This window comes from Metabacillus dongyingensis (assembly GCF_019933155.2).
GTDB classification, from domain to species: Bacteria; Bacillota; Bacilli; order Bacillales; family Bacillaceae; genus Bacillus_P; species Bacillus_P dongyingensis.
The window spans coordinates 939,786-959,043 of sequence record NZ_CP082944.1; the positions used below are offsets into that span (position 1 = coordinate 939,786).

16 protein-coding genes and 1 pseudogene are annotated in these 19,258 nt (G+C 41.8%); 10 read left to right on the plus strand and 7 right to left on the minus strand.

Annotation, left to right across the window (positions count from 1 at the left end; genetic code table 11):
• Positions 1-10: 10 nt before the first annotated feature.
• Genes K8L98_RS04790 through K8L98_RS04800 form a run of 3 tightly spaced genes read right to left on the minus strand, consistent with a single transcriptional unit; the run spans position 11 to position 3,839 of the window.
• On the minus strand, positions 11-1,072 hold the full coding sequence (locus tag K8L98_RS04790) for a YheC/YheD family endospore coat-associated protein (protein ID WP_223440115.1): 1,062 nt from the start codon (positions 1,070-1,072) through the stop codon (positions 11-13).
• Complete coding sequence (locus tag K8L98_RS04795; protein WP_223440116.1) at positions 1,069-2,433, minus strand: YheC/YheD family endospore coat-associated protein; 1,365 nt, start codon at positions 2,431-2,433, stop codon at positions 1,069-1,071. The genes K8L98_RS04790 and K8L98_RS04795 overlap by 4 nt, the downstream gene beginning before the upstream one ends.
• A gap of 32 nt (positions 2,434-2,465) precedes the next feature.
• Positions 2,466-3,839, minus strand: coding sequence for a YheC/YheD family endospore coat-associated protein (locus tag K8L98_RS04800; protein ID WP_223440118.1), 1,374 nt, complete (start codon positions 3,837-3,839; stop codon positions 2,466-2,468).
• A 312-nt stretch (positions 3,840-4,151) separates the two neighbouring features.
• On the opposite strand from K8L98_RS04800, the gene K8L98_RS04805 reads away from it, so the two are divergent.
• From K8L98_RS04805 to K8L98_RS26795, 10 genes and pseudogenes are all read left to right on the plus strand, one after another.
• Positions 4,152-4,505 (plus strand): YlbF/YmcA family competence regulator, encoded by a 354-nt coding sequence (locus tag K8L98_RS04805; protein WP_223440119.1) that lies wholly within the window; start codon positions 4,152-4,154, stop codon positions 4,503-4,505.
• Between the two features lie 674 nt (positions 4,506-5,179).
• Positions 5,180-6,046: a Cof-type HAD-IIB family hydrolase gene (locus K8L98_RS04810; protein ID WP_223440120.1), complete on the plus strand. Its 867-nt coding sequence runs from the start codon at positions 5,180-5,182 to the stop codon at positions 6,044-6,046.
• Positions 6,047-6,195: 149 nt separating this feature from the next.
• Positions 6,196-7,134: an FkbM family methyltransferase gene (locus K8L98_RS04815; protein ID WP_223440121.1), complete on the plus strand. Its 939-nt coding sequence runs from the start codon at positions 6,196-6,198 to the stop codon at positions 7,132-7,134.
• Between the two features lie 346 nt (positions 7,135-7,480).
• Positions 7,481-7,960 carry a hypothetical protein gene (locus tag K8L98_RS04820; protein ID WP_223440122.1) on the plus strand — a complete coding sequence of 160 codons (480 nt, stop codon included), beginning with the start codon at positions 7,481-7,483 and terminating at the stop codon, positions 7,958-7,960.
• Positions 7,961-8,077: 117 nt separating this feature from the next.
• On the plus strand, positions 8,078-8,806 hold the full coding sequence (locus tag K8L98_RS04825; RefSeq protein ID WP_223440123.1) for a Cof-type HAD-IIB family hydrolase: 729 nt from the start codon (positions 8,078-8,080) through the stop codon (positions 8,804-8,806).
• Positions 8,807-9,182: 376 nt separating this feature from the next.
• Positions 9,183-10,676 carry a coproporphyrinogen III oxidase gene (locus tag K8L98_RS04830; RefSeq protein WP_223440125.1) on the plus strand — a complete coding sequence of 498 codons (1,494 nt, stop codon included), beginning with the start codon at positions 9,183-9,185 and terminating at the stop codon, positions 10,674-10,676.
• A 515-nt stretch (positions 10,677-11,191) separates the two neighbouring features.
• The gene (locus K8L98_RS04835) at positions 11,192-12,589 is read left to right on the plus strand and encodes a NucA/NucB deoxyribonuclease domain-containing protein (RefSeq protein ID WP_223440126.1); all 1,398 of its coding nucleotides are present in this window, start codon (positions 11,192-11,194) and stop codon (positions 12,587-12,589) included.
• A gap of 495 nt (positions 12,590-13,084) precedes the next feature.
• Positions 13,085-14,140, plus strand: coding sequence for a chorismate synthase (gene aroC, locus K8L98_RS04840; protein ID WP_223440127.1), 1,056 nt, complete (start codon positions 13,085-13,087; stop codon positions 14,138-14,140).
• Between the two features lie 26 nt (positions 14,141-14,166).
• Positions 14,167-15,930 (plus strand): tetratricopeptide repeat protein, encoded by a 1,764-nt coding sequence (locus K8L98_RS04845; protein ID WP_223440128.1) that lies wholly within the window; start codon positions 14,167-14,169, stop codon positions 15,928-15,930.
• A gap of 118 nt (positions 15,931-16,048) precedes the next feature.
• Positions 16,049-16,574 (plus strand): annotated as a pseudogene (locus K8L98_RS26795) (transposase); the annotation flags it as partial.
• A gap of 195 nt (positions 16,575-16,769) precedes the next feature.
• Here K8L98_RS26795 and K8L98_RS04855 read toward each other — a convergent pair.
• From K8L98_RS04855 to K8L98_RS04870, 4 genes are read right to left on the minus strand one after another with little or no spacing between them, the layout of a single operon-like run.
• Positions 16,770-17,009, minus strand: coding sequence for a hypothetical protein (locus K8L98_RS04855; protein WP_223440129.1), 240 nt, complete (start codon positions 17,007-17,009; stop codon positions 16,770-16,772).
• A gap of 57 nt (positions 17,010-17,066) precedes the next feature.
• Complete coding sequence (locus K8L98_RS04860) at positions 17,067-17,786, minus strand: hypothetical protein (protein ID WP_223443171.1); 720 nt, start codon at positions 17,784-17,786, stop codon at positions 17,067-17,069.
• Between the two features lie 34 nt (positions 17,787-17,820).
• Complete coding sequence (locus tag K8L98_RS04865; RefSeq protein WP_223440130.1) at positions 17,821-18,345, minus strand: tetratricopeptide repeat protein; 525 nt, start codon at positions 18,343-18,345, stop codon at positions 17,821-17,823.
• A gap of 1 nt (position 18,346) precedes the next feature.
• Complete coding sequence (locus K8L98_RS04870; protein ID WP_223440131.1) at positions 18,347-19,162, minus strand: DUF4915 domain-containing protein; 816 nt, start codon at positions 19,160-19,162, stop codon at positions 18,347-18,349.
• Positions 19,163-19,258 lie beyond the last annotated feature (96 nt).

The window sequence follows — 19,258 nt, forward strand, 5'->3', positions numbered from 1 at the left end:
CCTTATCATTTCATCTTAAAGGAAGTTGAGAGCGAAGTGAAGATGTTCCTGCAGACAGCTGCAGAAATAAATCTGAAAGCTTGTCGATGCGGTGTGTTTGAATATGGGACTCATCAAAGCTCATAGGCTTGCTGTTTACTTCGTAAATGACCGGGCCATTTTCTGTTACTCCAATATCCATTGAAAATTCTCCGATCTGCCCAAAATGGGTGACTAACTCCCTGCCGGCAGTTTTTACAATCAGCTGAAGCTCCTCCATGCTGACTCTGTCTGCAACTGATTCAAATGATAAAATTGACCCGCCATTTCGAACATGTGTGGTAAGTGTCTGATTATTTGCAGCTAAACGTACGCCAATTCCGCAGATGAGAAAATCATTTCCTGATAGAAGAGCAAGTAACCGAAGGTCATATTTTTTGTGATTAAACGTATTGGCGGCCATTTCTTCTTGCATGAGATAGCCATCAAAAAAAGGGAATTTTTTTGCTGCAAAAACCTGTTTATCGAAGAATTCACATGTGCCGTCAACCGATGTTACCTCATAATGATGGACTGAAGAGCGTATCCGGTAGATACCCTTGCCCTGACTGCTCCTTAATGGCTTCAAATACGCACATGAACGGGAAGAGAGAAAAGATTTGATATCCAGTGCAGAATGAACTTTTTCTGTATAGGGAAGATAGGAATGCAAAGATTTGGACAGGACTTGGTGCACCTTCCACTTATCAAAAAAGAAAGGATTAAAAAATGGGATTTGTGCTGAAATCAATTGTTCTTTGAATAACTGAAAGTGCTCTCTGCTTTCTTCATCCCGGGAAGCGATCCGGTTGTAGATGACATCCGGATACGGACATGAAACTTTTGCCCATTGCTGTTTTTTCATACTGAAGGCAAATCCTTCAACATGGCGATCTTTCACGCCGCTCAAAGTAAACACATAGCAAAATCCGCCAATTGCTTTCATTTTGCGCTGAAGGCTTTTAAAGTACGTTCCATCTCCATGAAATATTTTCCCCTGTCCTCCTTCACCCGTAAGGATGCCGACGATTGGTCTGCAGAGAAGCAGGCTCATTCGTAAAGGGCCTCCGGTTCTTCAATCGCTATTTTTGTCAAATACAAAGCGTACTGGAGAGACAGCTTTCTCGAATGCAAATCTTCTTCTTTTAATGCAGGATGAGAAAAGATGGATCTTCCCGGTTTTGAATTTGCCTCAAACAGCCACACATTTTTGCAGGCGTCAATGCCCAAATCAAAACCAATCTCACCAATAAAACCCTCAATGCTTTGGTCAATCTTCTCACTTAGGACGAGAGCTGCAAGAGTGAGTGAATGAAAAGCCTGATTACGTTCATCTTCCTGTTCAAAAAGCTCTTCAAGTGTCTTGATCATCCCGCCATTATCAACATGAGTAGTAACACAGCCTTTACCTGCCATTTTGGCGGCAATGGCTGTAACATGAAAGCGGCCTTGTGAATCCTTATTTGTATGAACACGAAAGTCGATCTGCTGCTGATCAATCCGGATTAGTTTTATCCGCTCTTGCAGGAGATAATCATCCATCTTCCTGCTTCCAAATGAATACATGAAAAATTGATCCAGCGATCTGTATTTGCGCAGAATGTTATCTTCCTGATCTGAACGGTATCTGCAGTAGTAAGTCTGCTCATCTGGAGAATAGATTAACTGAAATACACCTAGTCCAAGACTGCCGTTGCGCGGCTTTAGATACACGCTATTATGCCGATGGAGCATTACTTCTATCTCCTCTTTAGAGGGAGCAAGCTTTGTTTCCGGCAAATACAAGGCTGTCTCAGCGTGGGGAAGGAGGAGCTGGTGAATGGTCCATTTATCAAAAAAACCAGGATTAAACCATGGAATTCCATACTCCGTTCTAAGACGCCTTTTGACCATTTTCAAGGCATGATGTTCTTCAATCTCCCGGTTCGGCAAACGGTCATATACAACGTTCGGAAGCGGAATCTTAAATTGTCTCCAGCCATCATCATCAAATGTAAAACCACTGACTATGCCAGTTTCCCAATCAATGTGGTGTGCCCCAAATACATAAGCAAACAATCCTGCTGATTTTTGAGCTGTTAAGTACTTCGCAAAAAATAACGAGCGATTTCCTATTGGCCGCAGAATCGAGCCGGTGAATCCGGCAGTGAATATGCCTATCAGCGGTCCAAGGTAGACAGTGTTCTGGTGAAGAATCAATTGCGTTTTTCCAAGAGGAAGGAGGAGATCATCCATTAAGTCCTTTGAAATTTTAATGGCTCCATTCAGCTCCTGAAATTCGACAAAACAACTGGAAGCTGCGGTTCCAAAGATAACCTCCGTAATATCATGATTTGTTTCATGCCTTGCGGAAGCCGGCAGAATCAATGTTTTTGAGGCCGTGAAAGTGACGGTTATGTTGTAAGAAGGATTCATAGAACACCTCCTGCATATTTTTTTATGTCAGCTTAATGGCTTTCATCCTTATAAGATTCGCTTAGAAATAGACAGTAATCAATAATTGAGCGCGCTGATGGACGTGCTCCCAAGGATTTGCGCTCTTCTGCATTTTTGGAAGGCTTTGTGTTGACTTCAATAATCCATGGATGACCTCCTGAATCAATGGCAAGATCAATTCCGAATTCGCCGAAAAGCCCGCCTGAAAACATACCAAGCGCCTCCGCAATCTCAAGTGAGAGTTCATTTAAAAGCTTTCTAATATGATCAGCTTCTGACAATTCAAAAGAAGAAGATAATGCATCTTTAATCGTATACAGCGAGCCGCCGCGGGCTAAATTAGCTACAAATTGATTTTCTGCTGAAACCCGGGCTACGGCAGAAGAAATTTTCCACTGCGAGAAATTTCTTTTATGGCACAAAATCCGAAAATCCATTGGCCTGTTCTCGTAATTCAGCAGGTCGATTCCTTCCTGCACGATAAAAGCCTCCTTCTTTATTCTTGGAAGCAGACTTTGAAAAAGCTCGTCGAAAGAAAGGTAATCCCTCAGCAAATGTCCTGAAAATGTAGAATAATCAAGTTCAAATCCTTCATCTGAATGAGAGATTCTGTAAATCCTTTTTCCCTGGCTGCCGTTAATAGGTTTTAGGAAAACAGCAGGGTACAGTTGAACCATAGAGTTAAGAACCGTTTTTGACGTGATCAATTCTGTTTTCGGCAGGAAGGGAGTCAGGTGGGAATTTGAACTTAAAATCTGATGAACTTCCCATTTATTTAAAAATCGGTCATTAAAATAGGGAACTTTATGGTGTATGAAATCTGCTGTCATGTTAAAAAAGTCCTGTGACTTTTCCAGGGTGCGGGAATGAATGCGATTATGAACAGCACTTGGATGCGGTACGGAACATTCCTGCCATTCATTCTGTCTGAGGATGTAGCCTTTCATCTTTTCTTTATGAAAATCAGACAGGCAGAAAACATAAAAGAAGATTCCCTTATCAAAGCTGCAAGAAGCGAGTTCTCTGCAAAACAAATCAATACTTCCAAAGGATATAGGATTCTCACAAGCATTCATTTCAGTTAAAACCGCAAAAACAGGCCCAAGCTGAAGCAAGTTTCTCTCTGAATCGTATTTTATGCTTATCGTAAATGAATGAACAGGAAGCGAAAGCTCTTTAAGCAGTTCTTCATGAACAGAAACATGTGAATGTTCTTCATTCATACATACGATTTTTGCAAAAATACTATTCCTTCCGCACACTACTTTTGAGGAGCCTGATGCAAATGGCAATCTTAGTTTTTCTCTCAAAGAATGACTGATTCGAATGTTTTTTCTTCCATAAATTGTAAGGTGGGGTGATACATCTATTTTTTCTATATTCATAGGAAACCCTCATTTGCTCACTGTTCTAACAAGCACTATAATAAGTTTATAGGCAGACGCTGATATGAGCATAGTATGATAAATCAGGGAATCGGTGTGATTTGGAAGGCAGATGGATATAATTGAATTGATATTCATTTTGTTTATGGCTGCTATTGGAGAAATGCCAAACCACCTTGCTATGAAGATGTTCTTCAAGCCGTTATGCTTTTAGGATAGAGAAATGGGCACGAAATGAAATTTGTTGAATAGTTTGTTATAGTTGTAGGGTGCTTTAAGGCACTGCGTGAAAAGATGTTAGGAGGAATACTTATGGCAGCGAATGTTTATGACTTAGGATATGATCTTGAGAAAGCACTTAGAGAAAGCGATGATTTCAAAACACTAAAGAGACTTTATGATGAAGTGAACGCAGATGATTCAGCACGCACTTTGTTTGAAAGCTTCAGAGATATTCAATTAAATCTTCAGCAAAAGCAAATGTCAGGCCAGGAAATTTCTCCTGAAGAAATTGAACAGGCACAAAAATCGGTTGCCCTAGTTCAGCAGCACGATAAAATTTCTAAGCTGATGGAAGCTGAACAGCGTATGAGCATGACAATAGCAGAATTGAATAAAATCATCATGAAGCCGCTTGAAGAGCTTTACGGCAGTCTTCAGCAATAATAAGGATGAACGGAGCGAAATAGATGCTCCGTTTTTTTTATGGGTGGACATTTGCAGCTAGTAAATTGTGATTTTGGCTAATTTAAGGCAATTTCAACTTATGGTATGAATAATGGCTTAAACATCAATCAAAAGGATAAATCAAAATTCGGTTCAAAATGAAAAAACAGCTAATCAAAATATAACTTTCGCAAATAAATTGGGAATTGCGCTAAAAAACATGGTCCCTCCGGCATATAAGGTGATGGATTCGTTTTTTCTTAACTGCCGATCAGCAATACTTGATTATTTTTCAGAATAAAACAAATAATAAAACGCTTTCATTTTTTTAGTAAAACCTCTTGTCAAAATAGGATTAACTTGCAATAATAAATGTAAGCGTTTTTATTGCACTTATTTAATGGCTGCGATTATGGGGATAATCGCTTGAACCGTTCTGTCTTCGGAGTTTGCGGGTAACAGATTCCGGCACGTTCTAATGGGAGAAAGTTAAATATAGGGGTTTTTCACTTATATAAACAGCTCTGTGACTTAAATCACAGAGCTGTTTTCGTTTTTTAGAGGATTGATTTTTAAATCACTTAACAGAGGGTGCAGGGCATTTCGTTCTAATTTAGGATGAAAGGACATATCCTCATATTAGAAATCAGACATCAGCTGAAGGGGGATTCACAGTGATCTACCGACTACTAGCGTTAAATATTGATGGAACATTGCTTCGTTCCAACGGTCGACTTCAACCTTCTACAAGGGAAGCGGTCCATTATGTTCAAAAAAAGGGAGTTTACGTCACTCTCGTTACAAGCCGCCATTTTCAGATGGCCAAAAAACTTGCAAAAGCGCTTAAGATAAACAATATTTTGATTACGCACAGCGGTGCGTTCATTTCCGATAAAGTTGACAGATCTTTATATGAAAACAGAATATCCGAAGAAAAGACATTTAACCTTGTTCAAGTGCTTGAAACATTTGATTGCAATGTCCGGATCGTGCATGAGCGTTTTTCTCTCGGAAACCGGAAAAAAGTATCATCAAATATCGTTGGGAAAACATTATTAAGCCCTACGGATCCTTTGTTTTATCCAGTCCAGTTTGTTGATTCACTTGGAGAAAACTTAAGAGATGAACCGCTCTCGGCTCCAAAGATTGAAGTGTACTTTTCAGAAGAACATGATTGCAGAGAGGTTGAAATGATCCTTTCTGATGCGTTCGAAGGCATTACAATAAGGGTCAAAAACCAAACAGTGCTTGAAATTACAGCGAAAGGCGTTTCAAAGGAGAACGGCTTAAGGCTGCTCGGTCAGCATTTAAACATTCTGCCAGAAGAAATGGTCGCAATTGGAGACGCGGATGATGATAAAGAAATGATTGAGATGGCCGGTCTTGGAGTAGCGATGGGGAACGCGCCAAATCATGTAAAAAAAGCTGCTGACTGGATTACCAGAAATAACGATGATCAGGGTGTTTTATACATGGTAAAAGAACATTTCAGAAAGCAGCACCGGATTGAGTTTTTAGATAAATTGAAGGTTGACCGATAAAAGGAGACCACAGCTTAATAGGCTGTGGTTTTTTTAGTTCACCCTCCCTTTAAAGCTAATTGTAAATTCTATGTTAATCTGTATCCATTTAAAAAGGATTTTTATAGATTAATAAGAAGATATAAGGATGCTGAATAAGGAGGCCCATCATGATAAACAAAGCAGCTGTACGAAAGCCGTTTCTTATGAAAATGTGGGAACATTACCCGAAGCTTTGGAAAGGATTAATTGATTTTGGAATACTGATGAAATACAGGACATTAGATATCAGCAAACTTCCAGACAAGATTGTGCTGCCGTCCTCAACCGTTCTTTTTGTCGATGCAAAGGAGAATCGTGGCAGAGCCCTGCTGATCAGAGGGGGAGTGACACAAAAGAGGCTTCTTTCTTTTTGGCAGCATGCTGTTGAAACGGTGAAGCCGGACTATATCATTGATATTGGCGTAAACTACGGCGAATGTATTTTCTCAGTGATTTATCCGAAACATACAAAGATATATGGGATTGAAGCAAACAGAAACCTGCTTACATATATCAGCCAATCTCGGGATGCTCATCCGAATCATTCACAAATCAGGATAGTTCATGCTTTTGCTTCTGATTCAGACGGAGAAGATAAACTCTTTTTTATAGATAATCATTGGTCAGGCACATCTTCAGCCTCCTATATGCCTGCGCATCAAATGGTAGACGAGGTCTCAATCAAGACAATAACAGTTGATTCATTATTTAAAAATGGCATGGAAAATGGAACGGTTCTTTTTAAAGTTGATGTGGAAGGATATGAGGCTTTCGTTTTAAAGGGAATGAAGCAAATATTTGAAAACAGCCGTTCAGTTCTTGGTTTTATTGAATTCAACAGTGAGTATTTTGAAAAGTCAGGAGTAGATCCGAATCACTTTTTCGAGTATCTGAATCAGTATTTTACCATTTATATTTATAAAGAGAATGACGATATTGTAAAAGTAAAATCACTCAAAATAGAAAAACTCCATGAAATGTTCGGATCTCATTATGTTCATACAGATCTTATCTTAGCGACAGATGAAGAAATGGCAGATTCATTAACAGGGATTGAAAAGAGCTGATGCATACAGCTTTTTTTTTTGAGATTTTTGTATTCTTATTAAAAACAATCTATGCAAAAACAGTCATTGTTCAAAAGAACGAGAAGGTATTTACGTTTTTATTTAGAAATAATAAGATATATATTTTTTTCGAGTGATAAGAGAGTATAAAATTTTGCGCATTGATGTCTGCCTCAACGCACAACTTTTCGGACAGAACTAATGCGTCAAAAAAGTCTAATCCGGACTTTTCTGCCAGATTCTTATCTGCCATGCCTTTAGCTGTACAGGCGCTTGCGCATTTCTTATCATGTACGGGGCAATCACACTATTCTTGGGTCACTAACTAAAGAAAGAAGGTAAAGAGATGAAAGGGGACTTCTTTTCAAATTACGAAAAGTATATTATTTTGCCGCTCGAAGTACAAAATGCTAATAAGGAATTTAATCCAGGCGAGTATCAATCGCATTTTATTCTTACACTGTCCCTTTATGATTCGCTCATCTCAAATTGGAGTGAAGCATGCAAATTTGAGATTGAAATAGGAATGGGCCTTGAAAAGGTTCTTGAAGATTTTAACCGTAAACATGGGGATAGTTATCATCTGCAAGTTCTCGAACTGGATCATGAAAAGCCATATTTTGTTTTGGCTTTCTCAAGTAAAGCCAAAATTGCGAGTGAAGAAGCCGAAGACCGGATTTCCTATGTGTTAGAGATCCTGCTTTCAAATCACTTTTATGTCGGTCAAAGCTGGTACAGGCTGATTGGTGATAAAGGGAGAATTAAACGCCAGCTTTTCAGCTACTCTATTAAAGAGTACATTGCAATGGAATCCGCTAATGTTTAATGAATAATAAATCTGTTTTAACAAGTAATATGAGACAGCTGCAGGCATTCATTGGTTTATCAGCCGGGAAAATGATATTCTATGTAAAGAGCTGACAAGGTATAGGAGGATTTTTACATGAATATTAAACTTATTGCACTTGACATGGATGGCACACTTCTAAATGAAAAAAAAGAAATTTCAGAAGCAAATCGAAAAGCGATCAGAGACGCTGAAGCTCGGGGCATACATGTCGTGATAAGCACCGGCAGAAGCATGGCGACACTGAGGGATCTTGCTAAGTCACTCAGCTTATCTTCTTATTTGGTAACTGTAAATGGAAGCGAGATCTGGGATGAGCATGGGGAACTTGTAGAGAGGAGTATTGTCCATAATGATTTGATGACATGGATGTTCGACCTTTCTAAAACACATAAAACGGGCTATTGGGCAACGAGCACAGAAAGAGTCTTCTTCAATGAAATGCCGGAGGACTTGAGCACTTATCAGTGGCTGAAGTTTGGATACGAAATTGAAGATGACAAAGCCCGCGAGACCATTTTAAAAGAACTCCGCAGCAGAGGGGAATTTGAAATCACCAATTCAAGTCCTACAAACCTTGAGGTGAATGCAATTGGAATCAATAAAGCCAAAGGCATTGAGAAGGTATGCGCACTGCTCGGCATTACAATGGAAAACGTGATGGCCTGCGGCGACAGTATGAATGACCTGGCGATGATTAAAGAAGCCGGTCTGGGTGTTGCCATGGGAAATGCACAGGAGATCGTCAAAGAAGCAGCAGACTGGGTCACTTTGTCAAATGATGAAGACGGAGTTGCAGAAGCAATTAAAAAATACGTGCTTTAAATTGGGAACAGATGGCGTTTTAGCCATCTGTTTTTTAACTTTTCCGGCTAAAAAGATGATTTCAGCTAAATCAAATATGCAGATTAATGCAGGAATGATTGGCTAGAACGAATAAGCCGTTAGCTAATTAAAATGTTTGAAATGGCTTGAATGAATCAGAAAAACCGCTATAAAACTTAAGTTTTCGCTGCTGAAAATACCATTTTCACAAAATGGCCAGCTGCATTTGGTTCAGGCTCACTGCTTCTGGCAGATTCCAGATAACAAATCCGTCTCTGGTGCTTGCGAGCGCCTCTGCTTTTCTAAATTGACCATAAGCTCCAGGTTTTGTACACTTAAGGAAGTTTTGAATCTAAAAGAAGATAAGGTGAGAGTCTTGCGTTTTAATATAAATGGCATAAGCGATGAACGATTTCATCGTCCGCTGCAGTTAATTTCAAATTTGTTTTATGAAGAAACAGAGCTGAAGTTTGAAGAATCAGAAGCGGACATCAGCATTGTTTTTCAAATAGAAGAAAAGAATGGCAGCATCAGCGTCCGCGGAACATTGTCGGATGCGAAAGGATATGAACAAGCCGCAGGGCACGAAAAAGTCATTTCAGATGATCTGAGTGAAAAAGAAGTATTCAAAGCGGTCAAACATACACTCGTTTACGTGCATCTGAACCTGCTTCAGGATTACACGGGCATTATTCAGCAGTGGGGTATTTTAACGGGCATCCGACCGACAAAGCTTCTTCATAAAAAATTGCGTGAAGGCATGTCAAAAGAAAAGGCTCATCAAATGCTGAAGGAAGAATATTTAATTTCAGACGAAAAAATTCAGCTGATGCAGCGGATCGTAGACAGGCAGCTGAGCGTTGTGCCTGATTTATATGACCTTTCAAAAGAAGTGAGCATATATATTGGAATCCCGTTCTGTCCTACTAAATGTGCTTATTGCACCTTCCCGGCATATGCAATCGGCGGAAGACAGGGATCAGTCGATTCATTTCTCGGCGGACTGCACTATGAAATCCGCGAGATGGGAAAATGGCTGAAAGAGAAAAACATAAAAATCACGACAGTATATTATGGCGGAGGAACTCCAACCAGCATTACGGCAGAAGAAATGGATATGCTGTATGAGGAAATGAACGCAGCTTTTCCCGGTGTGGATCAAATTCGTGAGCTGACAGTAGAAGCGGGCCGTCCAGATACAATTACTGAGGACAAACTGAATGTGTTAAAGAAATGGAATATCGACCGAATCAGCATCAATCCTCAATCATATATTGATGAAACATTAAAAGCCATCGGCCGGCATCATTCTGTTCAGGAGACCATTGATAAATTCCATTTAGCACGCCAAATGGGCATGAACAATATTAATATGGACTTGATTATAGGACTGCCAGGTGAAGGAATTAAAGAATTTGATTATACTCTATCCGAAACAGAAAAATTGATGCCTGAATCCTTAACGGTCCATACCCTGTCCTTTAAACGCGCATCAGAAATGACAAGAAATAAACAAAAGTACAAAGTAGCAGGCCGTAAAGAAATCGAAGAAATGATGGAACATGCTGTCAAATGGACAGATGAGCACGGCTATACACCATACTACTTGTACCGTCAAAAAAATATCCTTGGAAATCTTGAAAATGTCGGCTATGCTCTTGAAGGCCAGGACAGCATTTATAACATCATGATCATGGAGGAGCAGCAATCCATCATTGGAATCGGATGCGGCGCTGCAAGCAAATTCATTCACCCTGAAACAGGTAAAATTACGCAATTTGCAAACCCGAAGGACCCAAAATCCTATAACGACAGCTTTGAGCATTATACAGAAGCGAAAATTAAGATTCTGGAAGAAATGTTTGGGTGATCAGAATATAAGAGGCTTTCCCGTGGGGGAGCTTCTTTTTTATGGATTTTTAATGAAGCTGAAAAATCAGATGCAATTTAGAGCCTTTATTTCACTTATGAAAGGGATTGGGGCAATTTAGTATTTATTACTTAACATGATAGAAAGTATAGTATATTAGTTCACTTTCAAAATGAATAGAATGATCCATCGTTTTAATGAAAGATTTAGTATATGGTAGAAATAGGCAGGGACAGAAAAAATCGGAAGAATATTTCTTTAGGAAAGGAAAAAGCGGCGGCCTTCAATATAGTGACTATCATAATAAGAGCTTTTTTTCTTTCAAACTTGAGCATTTTTGGAATGCATTCTTTTGATTATGGCGGATTTCTCCCTTATAAGAATTTGAACATTTTTCATCATATGTACGGCACCCTAGTATTTACCGCCTGCAAGACAAGACGCCGTGCAGAAAGCTATCATTTGTCGTTCCTATATCGTATAGTGCCCAAAACATTAGATATGGAGGTAGGAAAATGAAGAAAAGATCGTATTGGCTATCCGTGGCCCTGATTCTGACGGTAGTGTTTAGTTTTTTAGTTCCTCCGGAGTCGATTGAGGCCAGACAGAATCAAGTGTCAGACGTTGAAGGTGCGAGTAAAAAAGTATCCTCGGAAAGTAAACCGCAGATGTATATTATCCCGACTAGTGACCCGAAAAAAGCTGATGAAGTAATGAAACAGCTTGAGCGGGGTAAATCTCCGAAAGAACTGGGTCTGATTTCTGATCAACAGCATGCCCCAAGAAAACAAACCTTGCAGCAGATGGCATCTGAAGCTGCAAAAAGTAAAAAATTCTATCCGGTTAGTGTGGACAATTTTAGAACGGCTGCTGAAGGGGACGATTGGACTCCGCCTGTTTTTGAGTATGATGATATACAATTTGATGCATGTGTTGAGAACGATCAATCCTCTGAAGGCTGGATCAAAAACCACTATTCATATTGCTGGTCTAATTATATCGTGTATTCCGATCCAGCTGGATGCGGTCCAAGCCCATTCCCGTTCTTTTGCGATTGGGTATCATTTAGATTGACCGTTATTGGCAATAGTATGAATGGGGCGCGAACCGTCTTCTACAATTATACAGTAGACGACATTGATATGGACTTTGACAGTAAAGGCTGGATCGGTTCTAAAGTATCAGTCAGTATTCAGTGTGACGGCATCTCTGAGAACCGTGATTGTTTAGGGGATGATTCACCAACCACTCGCACATTGGCTCAATGGAAATCAAATGATGATGGATCAACCTTATTTGATTCAGATCCGCCGCCAATTACTGCAGGGAATAAGGATCAAATAAGTTATATGGACCTGTGGCCGAGAGTGACAGTCGACCCGCCTGGTAATAAATACCCGCCGATTACCAATGATGGACCTAAAGAGAAGATTCGTATGGACTCAGCTGATTATCTGTTTGTGTTCAATCCTAATTTCTATCCAAAAGAAGGGGCGGTTTTTGCTAACGTCCAACCGGTTTTCTTTTATGATATGGATAAACCCTACTTTAGTGTTATGAAGGAGGCTTTTCAACATCATAAGGACGCACTTACATCCCCAGGAAGCTTAATCCCGGGGGTAGAAGGAAGGCCGCCTCTCACTCGATTGTATTCCAAATATGATCCTGCGCAATATGCAGCTAATAGAAAAGCCAAAGATGCAGCCTGTTCCAAACTAAGTAAGCCTGAAGGGTATGAATGTGACGAATTTCCGTTTGCCAGCACTTATGAAGGGGCTGGGGCAGGAGATGGAAGATTTTCGGTGCGATATATTCCAAGAGCAGCTAACAATACTCATGGACGCTGGCTTGGCGCATGGTACGCTTATGATCGAATTTTACACAAAGATCCGTTCTATATCGGATTTAAATAGTATAATTGAAACGGTTTACGCTGGGAGAGACATGATAGAAAAAGTGAGCAAAGTGTAGCCAGTTCCGTTCAGATGTGTAAAACAGTAAATCGCATAGAATGTAACACACCATTTAACATAAAATGGTGTGTTTTTTTAGTTCAATTATAATGCAAGGCTTAATATAGATGACTTTGATTCATATGCCTGATCGATTCTTGCATATCAAGCATCATTAGCCTGGGGAAAATGTTTCACAATGATTGAGGACAAAACCTGCTTATCCAATTATTTTGGCATCCGGGTACGATTAACATTGGCATTAGCCGAGAACATATCATAAGAAAGGGCATATAAATATTATGTAATTCTTTATTTATGCATAGTAGATAGGAAAACCGTGATTGGCACATAGGTACCCATGTGAAAGTATAGCCGCTATTTCTTCTAATTTCTTCCAGCATACTTTCTGGCATGGCGATACAAATGAGGCGAATCAAAGGAGGACTTTACAGTATGGCTGGAAATACGTTCGGCGAGGTATTCAAAATCACGACCTTCGGAGAATCGCATGGAGCGGCGGTCGGTGTCATCGTGGACGGTGTGACGCCTGAGGTCGATCTGAGCGAAGAATATATTCAGATTCAGATGAATCGCAGAAAGCCAGGCCAATCCGCCGTGACTTCACCGCGCAAAGAATACGATATCGTCCATATTTTATCAGGTGTATTTGAGGGGAAAACGACCGGTACGCCGCTTTTTGTGATCCTGCACAATCATGACATGGACCCGGCAGCTTACAGCAGTATTCAACATGCTTTCCGCCCGGGCCATGCGGACTTTACGTATCTCAAGAAGTATGGAATTCGTGATCACCGAGGAAGTGGGAGGGCATCCGGAAGGGAAACAGCAGGCCGAGTAGTAGGAGGGGCAGTTGCTCGTAAACTACTGGAACGAAGGGGTGTGCAGGTGCTCGCTTATACGAAAGAAATCGGGGGAATTGCATGCCGGTTGTTCGAAGAGCAAGCCATCGAGAAAAATGCCGTCCGTGCCTGCGACCCGACAGCAGCAGCTGAAATGACGAAGAAGGTCGAGCAGCTGGCGGCGGTTGGCGACAGCTGCGGAGGCATCGTAGAATGCCGGATCCGCGGTGTCATCCCCGGCCTTGGTGAACCGGTATTCGATAAGCTGGATGCAGAGTTAGCCAAGGCAATGTTATCTATCGGTGCAGTGAAAGGCATAGAATTTGGTTCTGGCTTCTCAGCAGCTTCGATGCTTGGAAGTGAGCATAACGACGAGATGAGCTCCGCTGGTTTTTTGTCTAATCATTCGGGCGGGATTATCGGCGGAATAAGTACAGGACAAGAAATCATTTTCCGAGTTGTCGTAAAGCCGACGTCATCGATTTCTGTTCCGCAGAAAACGATCAACATTAGAGGGGAAGAACAGGTGATTCGGACAGAAGGCAGGCATGATCCATGTATTTGTCCGAGAATCGTGCCGGTCATCGAGGCGATGGCATGCCTGGTATTGGAAGATCATTATAAACGACAAACCGCTATGCTGGGCTGAAGATTATTTGGAAGGGGGAGTTATGCATGTCTGACGACAAGCTGGAGAGAGAGAAGAAATTAATGGATTTACTGGTACGTTTAACGGATTCGCCATTTTACAGACGAAAATTAGCGGATTATAATCTGATGAACATAGGACTAAAGCAAATCTCTACATTGCCGATTACAGTAAAAGGCGAACTTCGAAAGGCAGGAGCATTTGACAATCTTGCTGTTGACCGTAAAGAAGCGGTGCATTATTGCGAATCGTTCGGCACTGCTGGAGAACCGACATCTGCTTGGTTTACGAAGGAGGATTTGGAAACCGGCATAAGACAAATAAAAGGGTGCGGGGTACGGTTTGCCAAAGAAGACATTGTACTGCTTCGATTTCCACATGGATTGACGGCTGCAGCATTGCTAATGCAGCAAACCTGTCTTAAAGTGGGGGCGACCATCATCCCCGGGCACAGTTCGGCTACACCTTATCCTAAGGTGCTTGATCTCATGAATCGATTAAACGTCACGATCATTGCCGGATCTCCTCGAGAGATAGAATTATTGGCCGAGACGACGCGCTTGCTTGGATTAAACAGCAGCGAGCATTTCCCCTCTCTTCGGGCGATCATTGTTACCGGAGAGGTAGTGGGTGAACGTCGGAAGGAGCATTTAAAACAGAGGTGGGGTGTTCCAATAATTGATATATATGGTACTGCCGAGACTGCTAATATTGCAGCTATGTGCGTGCATGGCTCGATGCATGTCTTAGAGCAGGACGTTGTGGTTGAAGCGCTGAAGGAAGATGGTTCCGGGCTTGCCAAATCGGGGGAGAGGGGGCTCGCTGCGATAACGACATTGTCCCATCAAGCTTCACCGCTGCTGCGGTATCTCAACGAAGATGTGATCTCCGTCGAGCATGGTTTATGTGCATGCGGCCAAACCGAAAGCAAGCTCGTCCATTATGGTCGACTGAAGGATAGAACTAGATTTGGGGAGATTGTGCTGGATGACAAGGATATTCAGGACGCCATATACTCGTTGACTCCCGTACCAGATGCTTGGAAAGCTATACAGCAAGAGAACGGATTTCATATGATTCTCGATTCGGAGCGATATGCCGATTGGTCGTTGGAGGGAATTCAGGTTCAATTATCCGAAATGCTGAAGGTGACGGTAACCGCGGAGATCGGCTTCGGTATGCTGCTTAACCGGGATGAGCTCGTACGAAATGTTGCTTCAAAGAGACAGGTCTATATATGTAAGCGGGACAACGAAGATCCCGACACAAGCAGCTCCATTCTACTGCGAGACTTGCTTCGTCGCGGTTACAGCGAGTTTATGAGCAGCAAGTACGAGAAAGCACAGCAATTGTTCGAAGAGGCGGTAGCACTGATTCCCGGCAGTGCAGAAGCACATGCATGGCTGGCTGCGGTTTACGGTCGGCAGATCGATGCCGCTTGGAGTTTGACGGAGAAAATTAAACTTTTTCCGAAGCTGGAAAACGAGATCACAACCGCTCTTGAAATCGACCCTGCATTGCCGCTCGCCAGGAGAATGAACGGATCCAAATTGTTGAATACGCCGGATATGCTGGGGGGAGATCCCGCCGCCGCCGCCAATGAATTCCGTTATTGTATCGACCAGGGGATGAATGACGTTGAAATATGGGTATCCCTGGCTGAATGCTATATGAAAACGGATGATCCTGTTAAAGCGAAAGAAGCACTAAAAGCAGCATTGGCTATAGAGCCAATGAATGAAAAGGCGGCACAATTATTGGAGCAAGCAAAAAAACGCAAGAATTTATGAAAAATAACGAGAGTAAAAGGTAAGAAAGTATAAAGTTCCTGAGAATATCACAGCCATAGTAACTGTGATATTTTTTGATATAATAATATCAGAATTTATAAATGGGTTCCTCATATAAGCCTGCTCGAAGAAGGGGGAAGGCTTCTATGTGCATGCACCGAAACAGAAAAAGATTGTCAAAGAGCTGTTGCAATATATTGCAGGTTATATTCGCCGATCTGTGATAGCGTTAGGACGGATCGAGGAATATGGCGGGGAGTATGTAACTTTTAAGTACGTCGATAAAAACAAATGGGAAAGAGAAGCGAGAAACACTCTCCGCAGAAGCATTTATCGGACGATTAGTGCCTCATATACCGAATGAACATTTTAAAACATTTCGTTATATGGGGTATATTCACGTCACCTTAAACGTCAAAGCAAAAAAAAATCAGCTTGTTTCAACAAACCAGCCGTCGTCAAATCGTGAAAGTGAAACGGATAGGGAGTAAAAGAAATTTGAGAGAGCGGATACAATACCAGACAGGGGAAGATCCGATGATTTGTCCTAGTGTTCGTGTTATGATGAATACAAAGGAGAAGTCTTTCCTTTTGATGGCGAGTTAGTGAAAAAGGCAGTATGTGAAACTATCATTGCTTGGATTGTTAAGAGGAAGGGGAAATTCCTTATGATGTCGTACTAGATTTTGACATCATAGATGAAGGAAATCCGACCATCCCATCACAATTCAGCTGTGAAAAATGCAGAACAGAAATGTATCCAGAATACTACAAAGGCATTCATGGCCAGGAATACAAACTATCGGATGTCCTCTCATCATGACAAAGGACCGGGCTGGTTATGCCCGGTTTTTCTTCATACTCTTTAACCCATTCGTCATCATCTCTTGTCCAGCTGCTTTGGCACCATTCCTCAAGGTAGTAAGGATTGGGGGAGACTGATTTAAACCACTGCCGCTCGCCGCATCATCCATTTCATTGATGACTCGGGTAGCACCGGCGATCAAAGCAGTTGCAATGATAGGCTTGGATTGTTCGCCTATTTTCTTAACGATCTTCATTACAGCATCTTTTGACATGCGTGTCACCTCCTTTCAAAACAAACTTTCCCTCCCTATGGCCTGTTGCAGCATGGACTAGCGCCGTCCTTTCTTTTTGAGCTGATTGTGAGGGGTTTCTTCTTTCTTTAGCTGCTCCGCCCAGCTTATGAGCTCGCTCCCGGCGGCACGAACGGCCTTTCTTATCAAAATTGATTTGATGCTCTCGGCGTTCGGAATTTGCTCAACAGCTGGTTTCCCTTCCAAAGGCTTAAGCTTTAGGTTGAGGAGATGCAGAAAATCAGGATCCTGGGTTTCGTTCTTTAGCCTGTTCCAGCACATAGCCGCAGCCTGATTTTGACCGATCCGGCAGTATACCTCGCCAAGTTCGTAGATAAGCTGCAAGTATTTTTCGGTCTCAAGGAAGCTTTCTTTACCCTGATCGATGAGAAAGGTATAATCTTCAATCGCAGTTTGGGCCCGGTGGAAATGCTTTTCAGGCAACATATACGCGGCCTTGCCTCGCAGCAGTCGGATCATGATATCATGAGGGGCAGCACTTACCGCTCCATCAAGAAGCTTCAGTCCTGCTTTCGACCACCTCAATTTTTCCAGCGGTTTTGTCTTATCCCGAGCGATTAGAATCATGGTGCTGCCATGATATGCATCCGCAAGCGGGTGGCCCGGATAGTCGGATCGCACCCGTTCCAACAACTGATGCATATCTTGAACGGCCTTTTCATTGCCTTCCACGGCTTCCTTGTGTAGCGGAATAACCTGCTCAAGTAAATTCCCGATATCCTTCTCGCTTACATTCACCAATGTCTATTCCTCCCCAGTATTTTTTTTTCTGTTACTTTTTCTTTGATTTCAACTTGGTTAATCGTTGCGATACTTCATTCGCCTCGCCAAATTTCCCTATATTTTGGTAAGCAGTACTTAGATCCTCCATAATTCCCCTCACTTGCTTATTAGTAAGGTAACTGGAATCTTCTTTATAACGATCAAGCAGGAAGTTGAAGTCCTCGATCGCCGTCTGTGAGCAATGGAAGAAGGACTCTGGCAGCCGCAGACATACATTCGCACGCAGCAACCGAATTTCTTTCTGGTTCGGGTCCATGGAGATTGCTTGATTCAATGAATCTAGCCCTTCTTGAGCTTTATCCGCTTTTTCCAGAGGCTGAACAGCATCTCGTCCTAATAGCGCAAGAGTGCTGCCGTAATAGGCTTCAATAAGAGCATTGTCGGGCTCGGAATTGCGAAGCTTTAAGAAAATCTCATAGGCGATTTTCACAGCCTTTTTATCTCCGTCTACGCCTTTAAGAAGAATCTTTTTTCCTTCCTCGAATTCCTTCATATTGGTGTCGTTTTTTTTCATTTCAATTTTCCCCTCCCAACGAAAAATCTGGATCAAGAACAAGAATCTGATACACCTGCTGCGCTGGCAATGATACAAATCGAGAGATTCTAAATTCGGGATTGTAGACATAGATTCCGCCATCCAAGCAGCAATTCGAGAACTCGTGAGGGATTCGTAAAACATGCCTCATCCTGCTCTGTCCGATAAAGATCGTATCGTCCGTTATTGCAAGTCCTCGTGTAAAACCTGGCAGTTGAATCGGCGCCTCGTTCCCGACTATGACACTGAACGACATAGAGTCACAATATGATAGTTTGTTTTGATGCACCATTATCGAATGAGGCATATACAAACTCTTTACGACGACATGATTCGCCGGGTCTATGTCGAGGTTTTGTCCGGGATGAAAATCGGTCAAATCAATCGCGACAATCGCACCGTTTTTATGAATCGGGTCCAGATACCATTTTCCATATGGAGAAAACATAGAAACATATAAAGTACGACCATCTAACCAAATGTCATTAATATGATGAACGTCTTTATCCTCAGAATTGAATCGAATCTCCCCTATTCGGGTGAACGTATCGGTCTCATAGCATCCGATCGCATTAATCGCCGTTTCCACAACCAAAACAACATGATCATTAAACTTAACGATGTCGTGAAAATCGAGTTTCAAGTGTTTCGTTTTCTGGATGACTTGGAACCTCTGGTCCATAGTAATGATCTGATTATCGTCGGACGCTATGAATAATCGATCCTTAACCAATGTCATTCCCGAGCAACTGCCGGTATAAAGCTTCTCCAAAGCGTTATTTTTAAAGTCCAGCAAAAATAGTCCACCCTGATCTGAACCACTGGCTGGACAGCTTACCAGAAGACGTGTATTGAGATATTCAAAATCTTGATCATTCTCCAGTCCGAATAA

Coding starts and splice junctions, on each gene's coding strand:
- K8L98_RS04855 (WP_223440129.1), bottom strand. CDS start 17,009: ATGTCAAAAGATGCTGTAATGAAGATCGTTAAGAAAATAGGCGAACAA.
- K8L98_RS04790 (WP_223440115.1), bottom strand. CDS start 1,072: ATGAGCCTGCTTCTCTGCAGACCAATCGTCGGCATCCTTACGGGTGAA.
- K8L98_RS04795 (WP_223440116.1), bottom strand. CDS start 2,433: ATGAATCCTTCTTACAACATAACCGTCACTTTCACGGCCTCAAAAACA.
- K8L98_RS04800 (WP_223440118.1), bottom strand. CDS start 3,839: ATGAATATAGAAAAAATAGATGTATCACCCCACCTTACAATTTATGGA.
- K8L98_RS04815 (WP_223440121.1), top strand. CDS start 6,196: ATGATAAACAAAGCAGCTGTACGAAAGCCGTTTCTTATGAAAATGTGG.
- K8L98_RS04820 (WP_223440122.1), top strand. CDS start 7,481: ATGAAAGGGGACTTCTTTTCAAATTACGAAAAGTATATTATTTTGCCG.
- K8L98_RS04835 (WP_223440126.1), top strand. CDS start 11,192: ATGAAGAAAAGATCGTATTGGCTATCCGTGGCCCTGATTCTGACGGTA.
- aroC (WP_223440127.1), top strand. CDS start 13,085: ATGGCTGGAAATACGTTCGGCGAGGTATTCAAAATCACGACCTTCGGA.
- K8L98_RS04845 (WP_223440128.1), top strand. CDS start 14,167: ATGTCTGACGACAAGCTGGAGAGAGAGAAGAAATTAATGGATTTACTG.
- K8L98_RS04865 (WP_223440130.1), bottom strand. CDS start 18,345: ATGAAAAAAAACGACACCAATATGAAGGAATTCGAGGAAGGAAAAAAG.
- K8L98_RS04825 (WP_223440123.1), top strand. CDS start 8,078: ATGAATATTAAACTTATTGCACTTGACATGGATGGCACACTTCTAAAT.
- K8L98_RS04805 (WP_223440119.1), top strand. CDS start 4,152: ATGGCAGCGAATGTTTATGACTTAGGATATGATCTTGAGAAAGCACTT.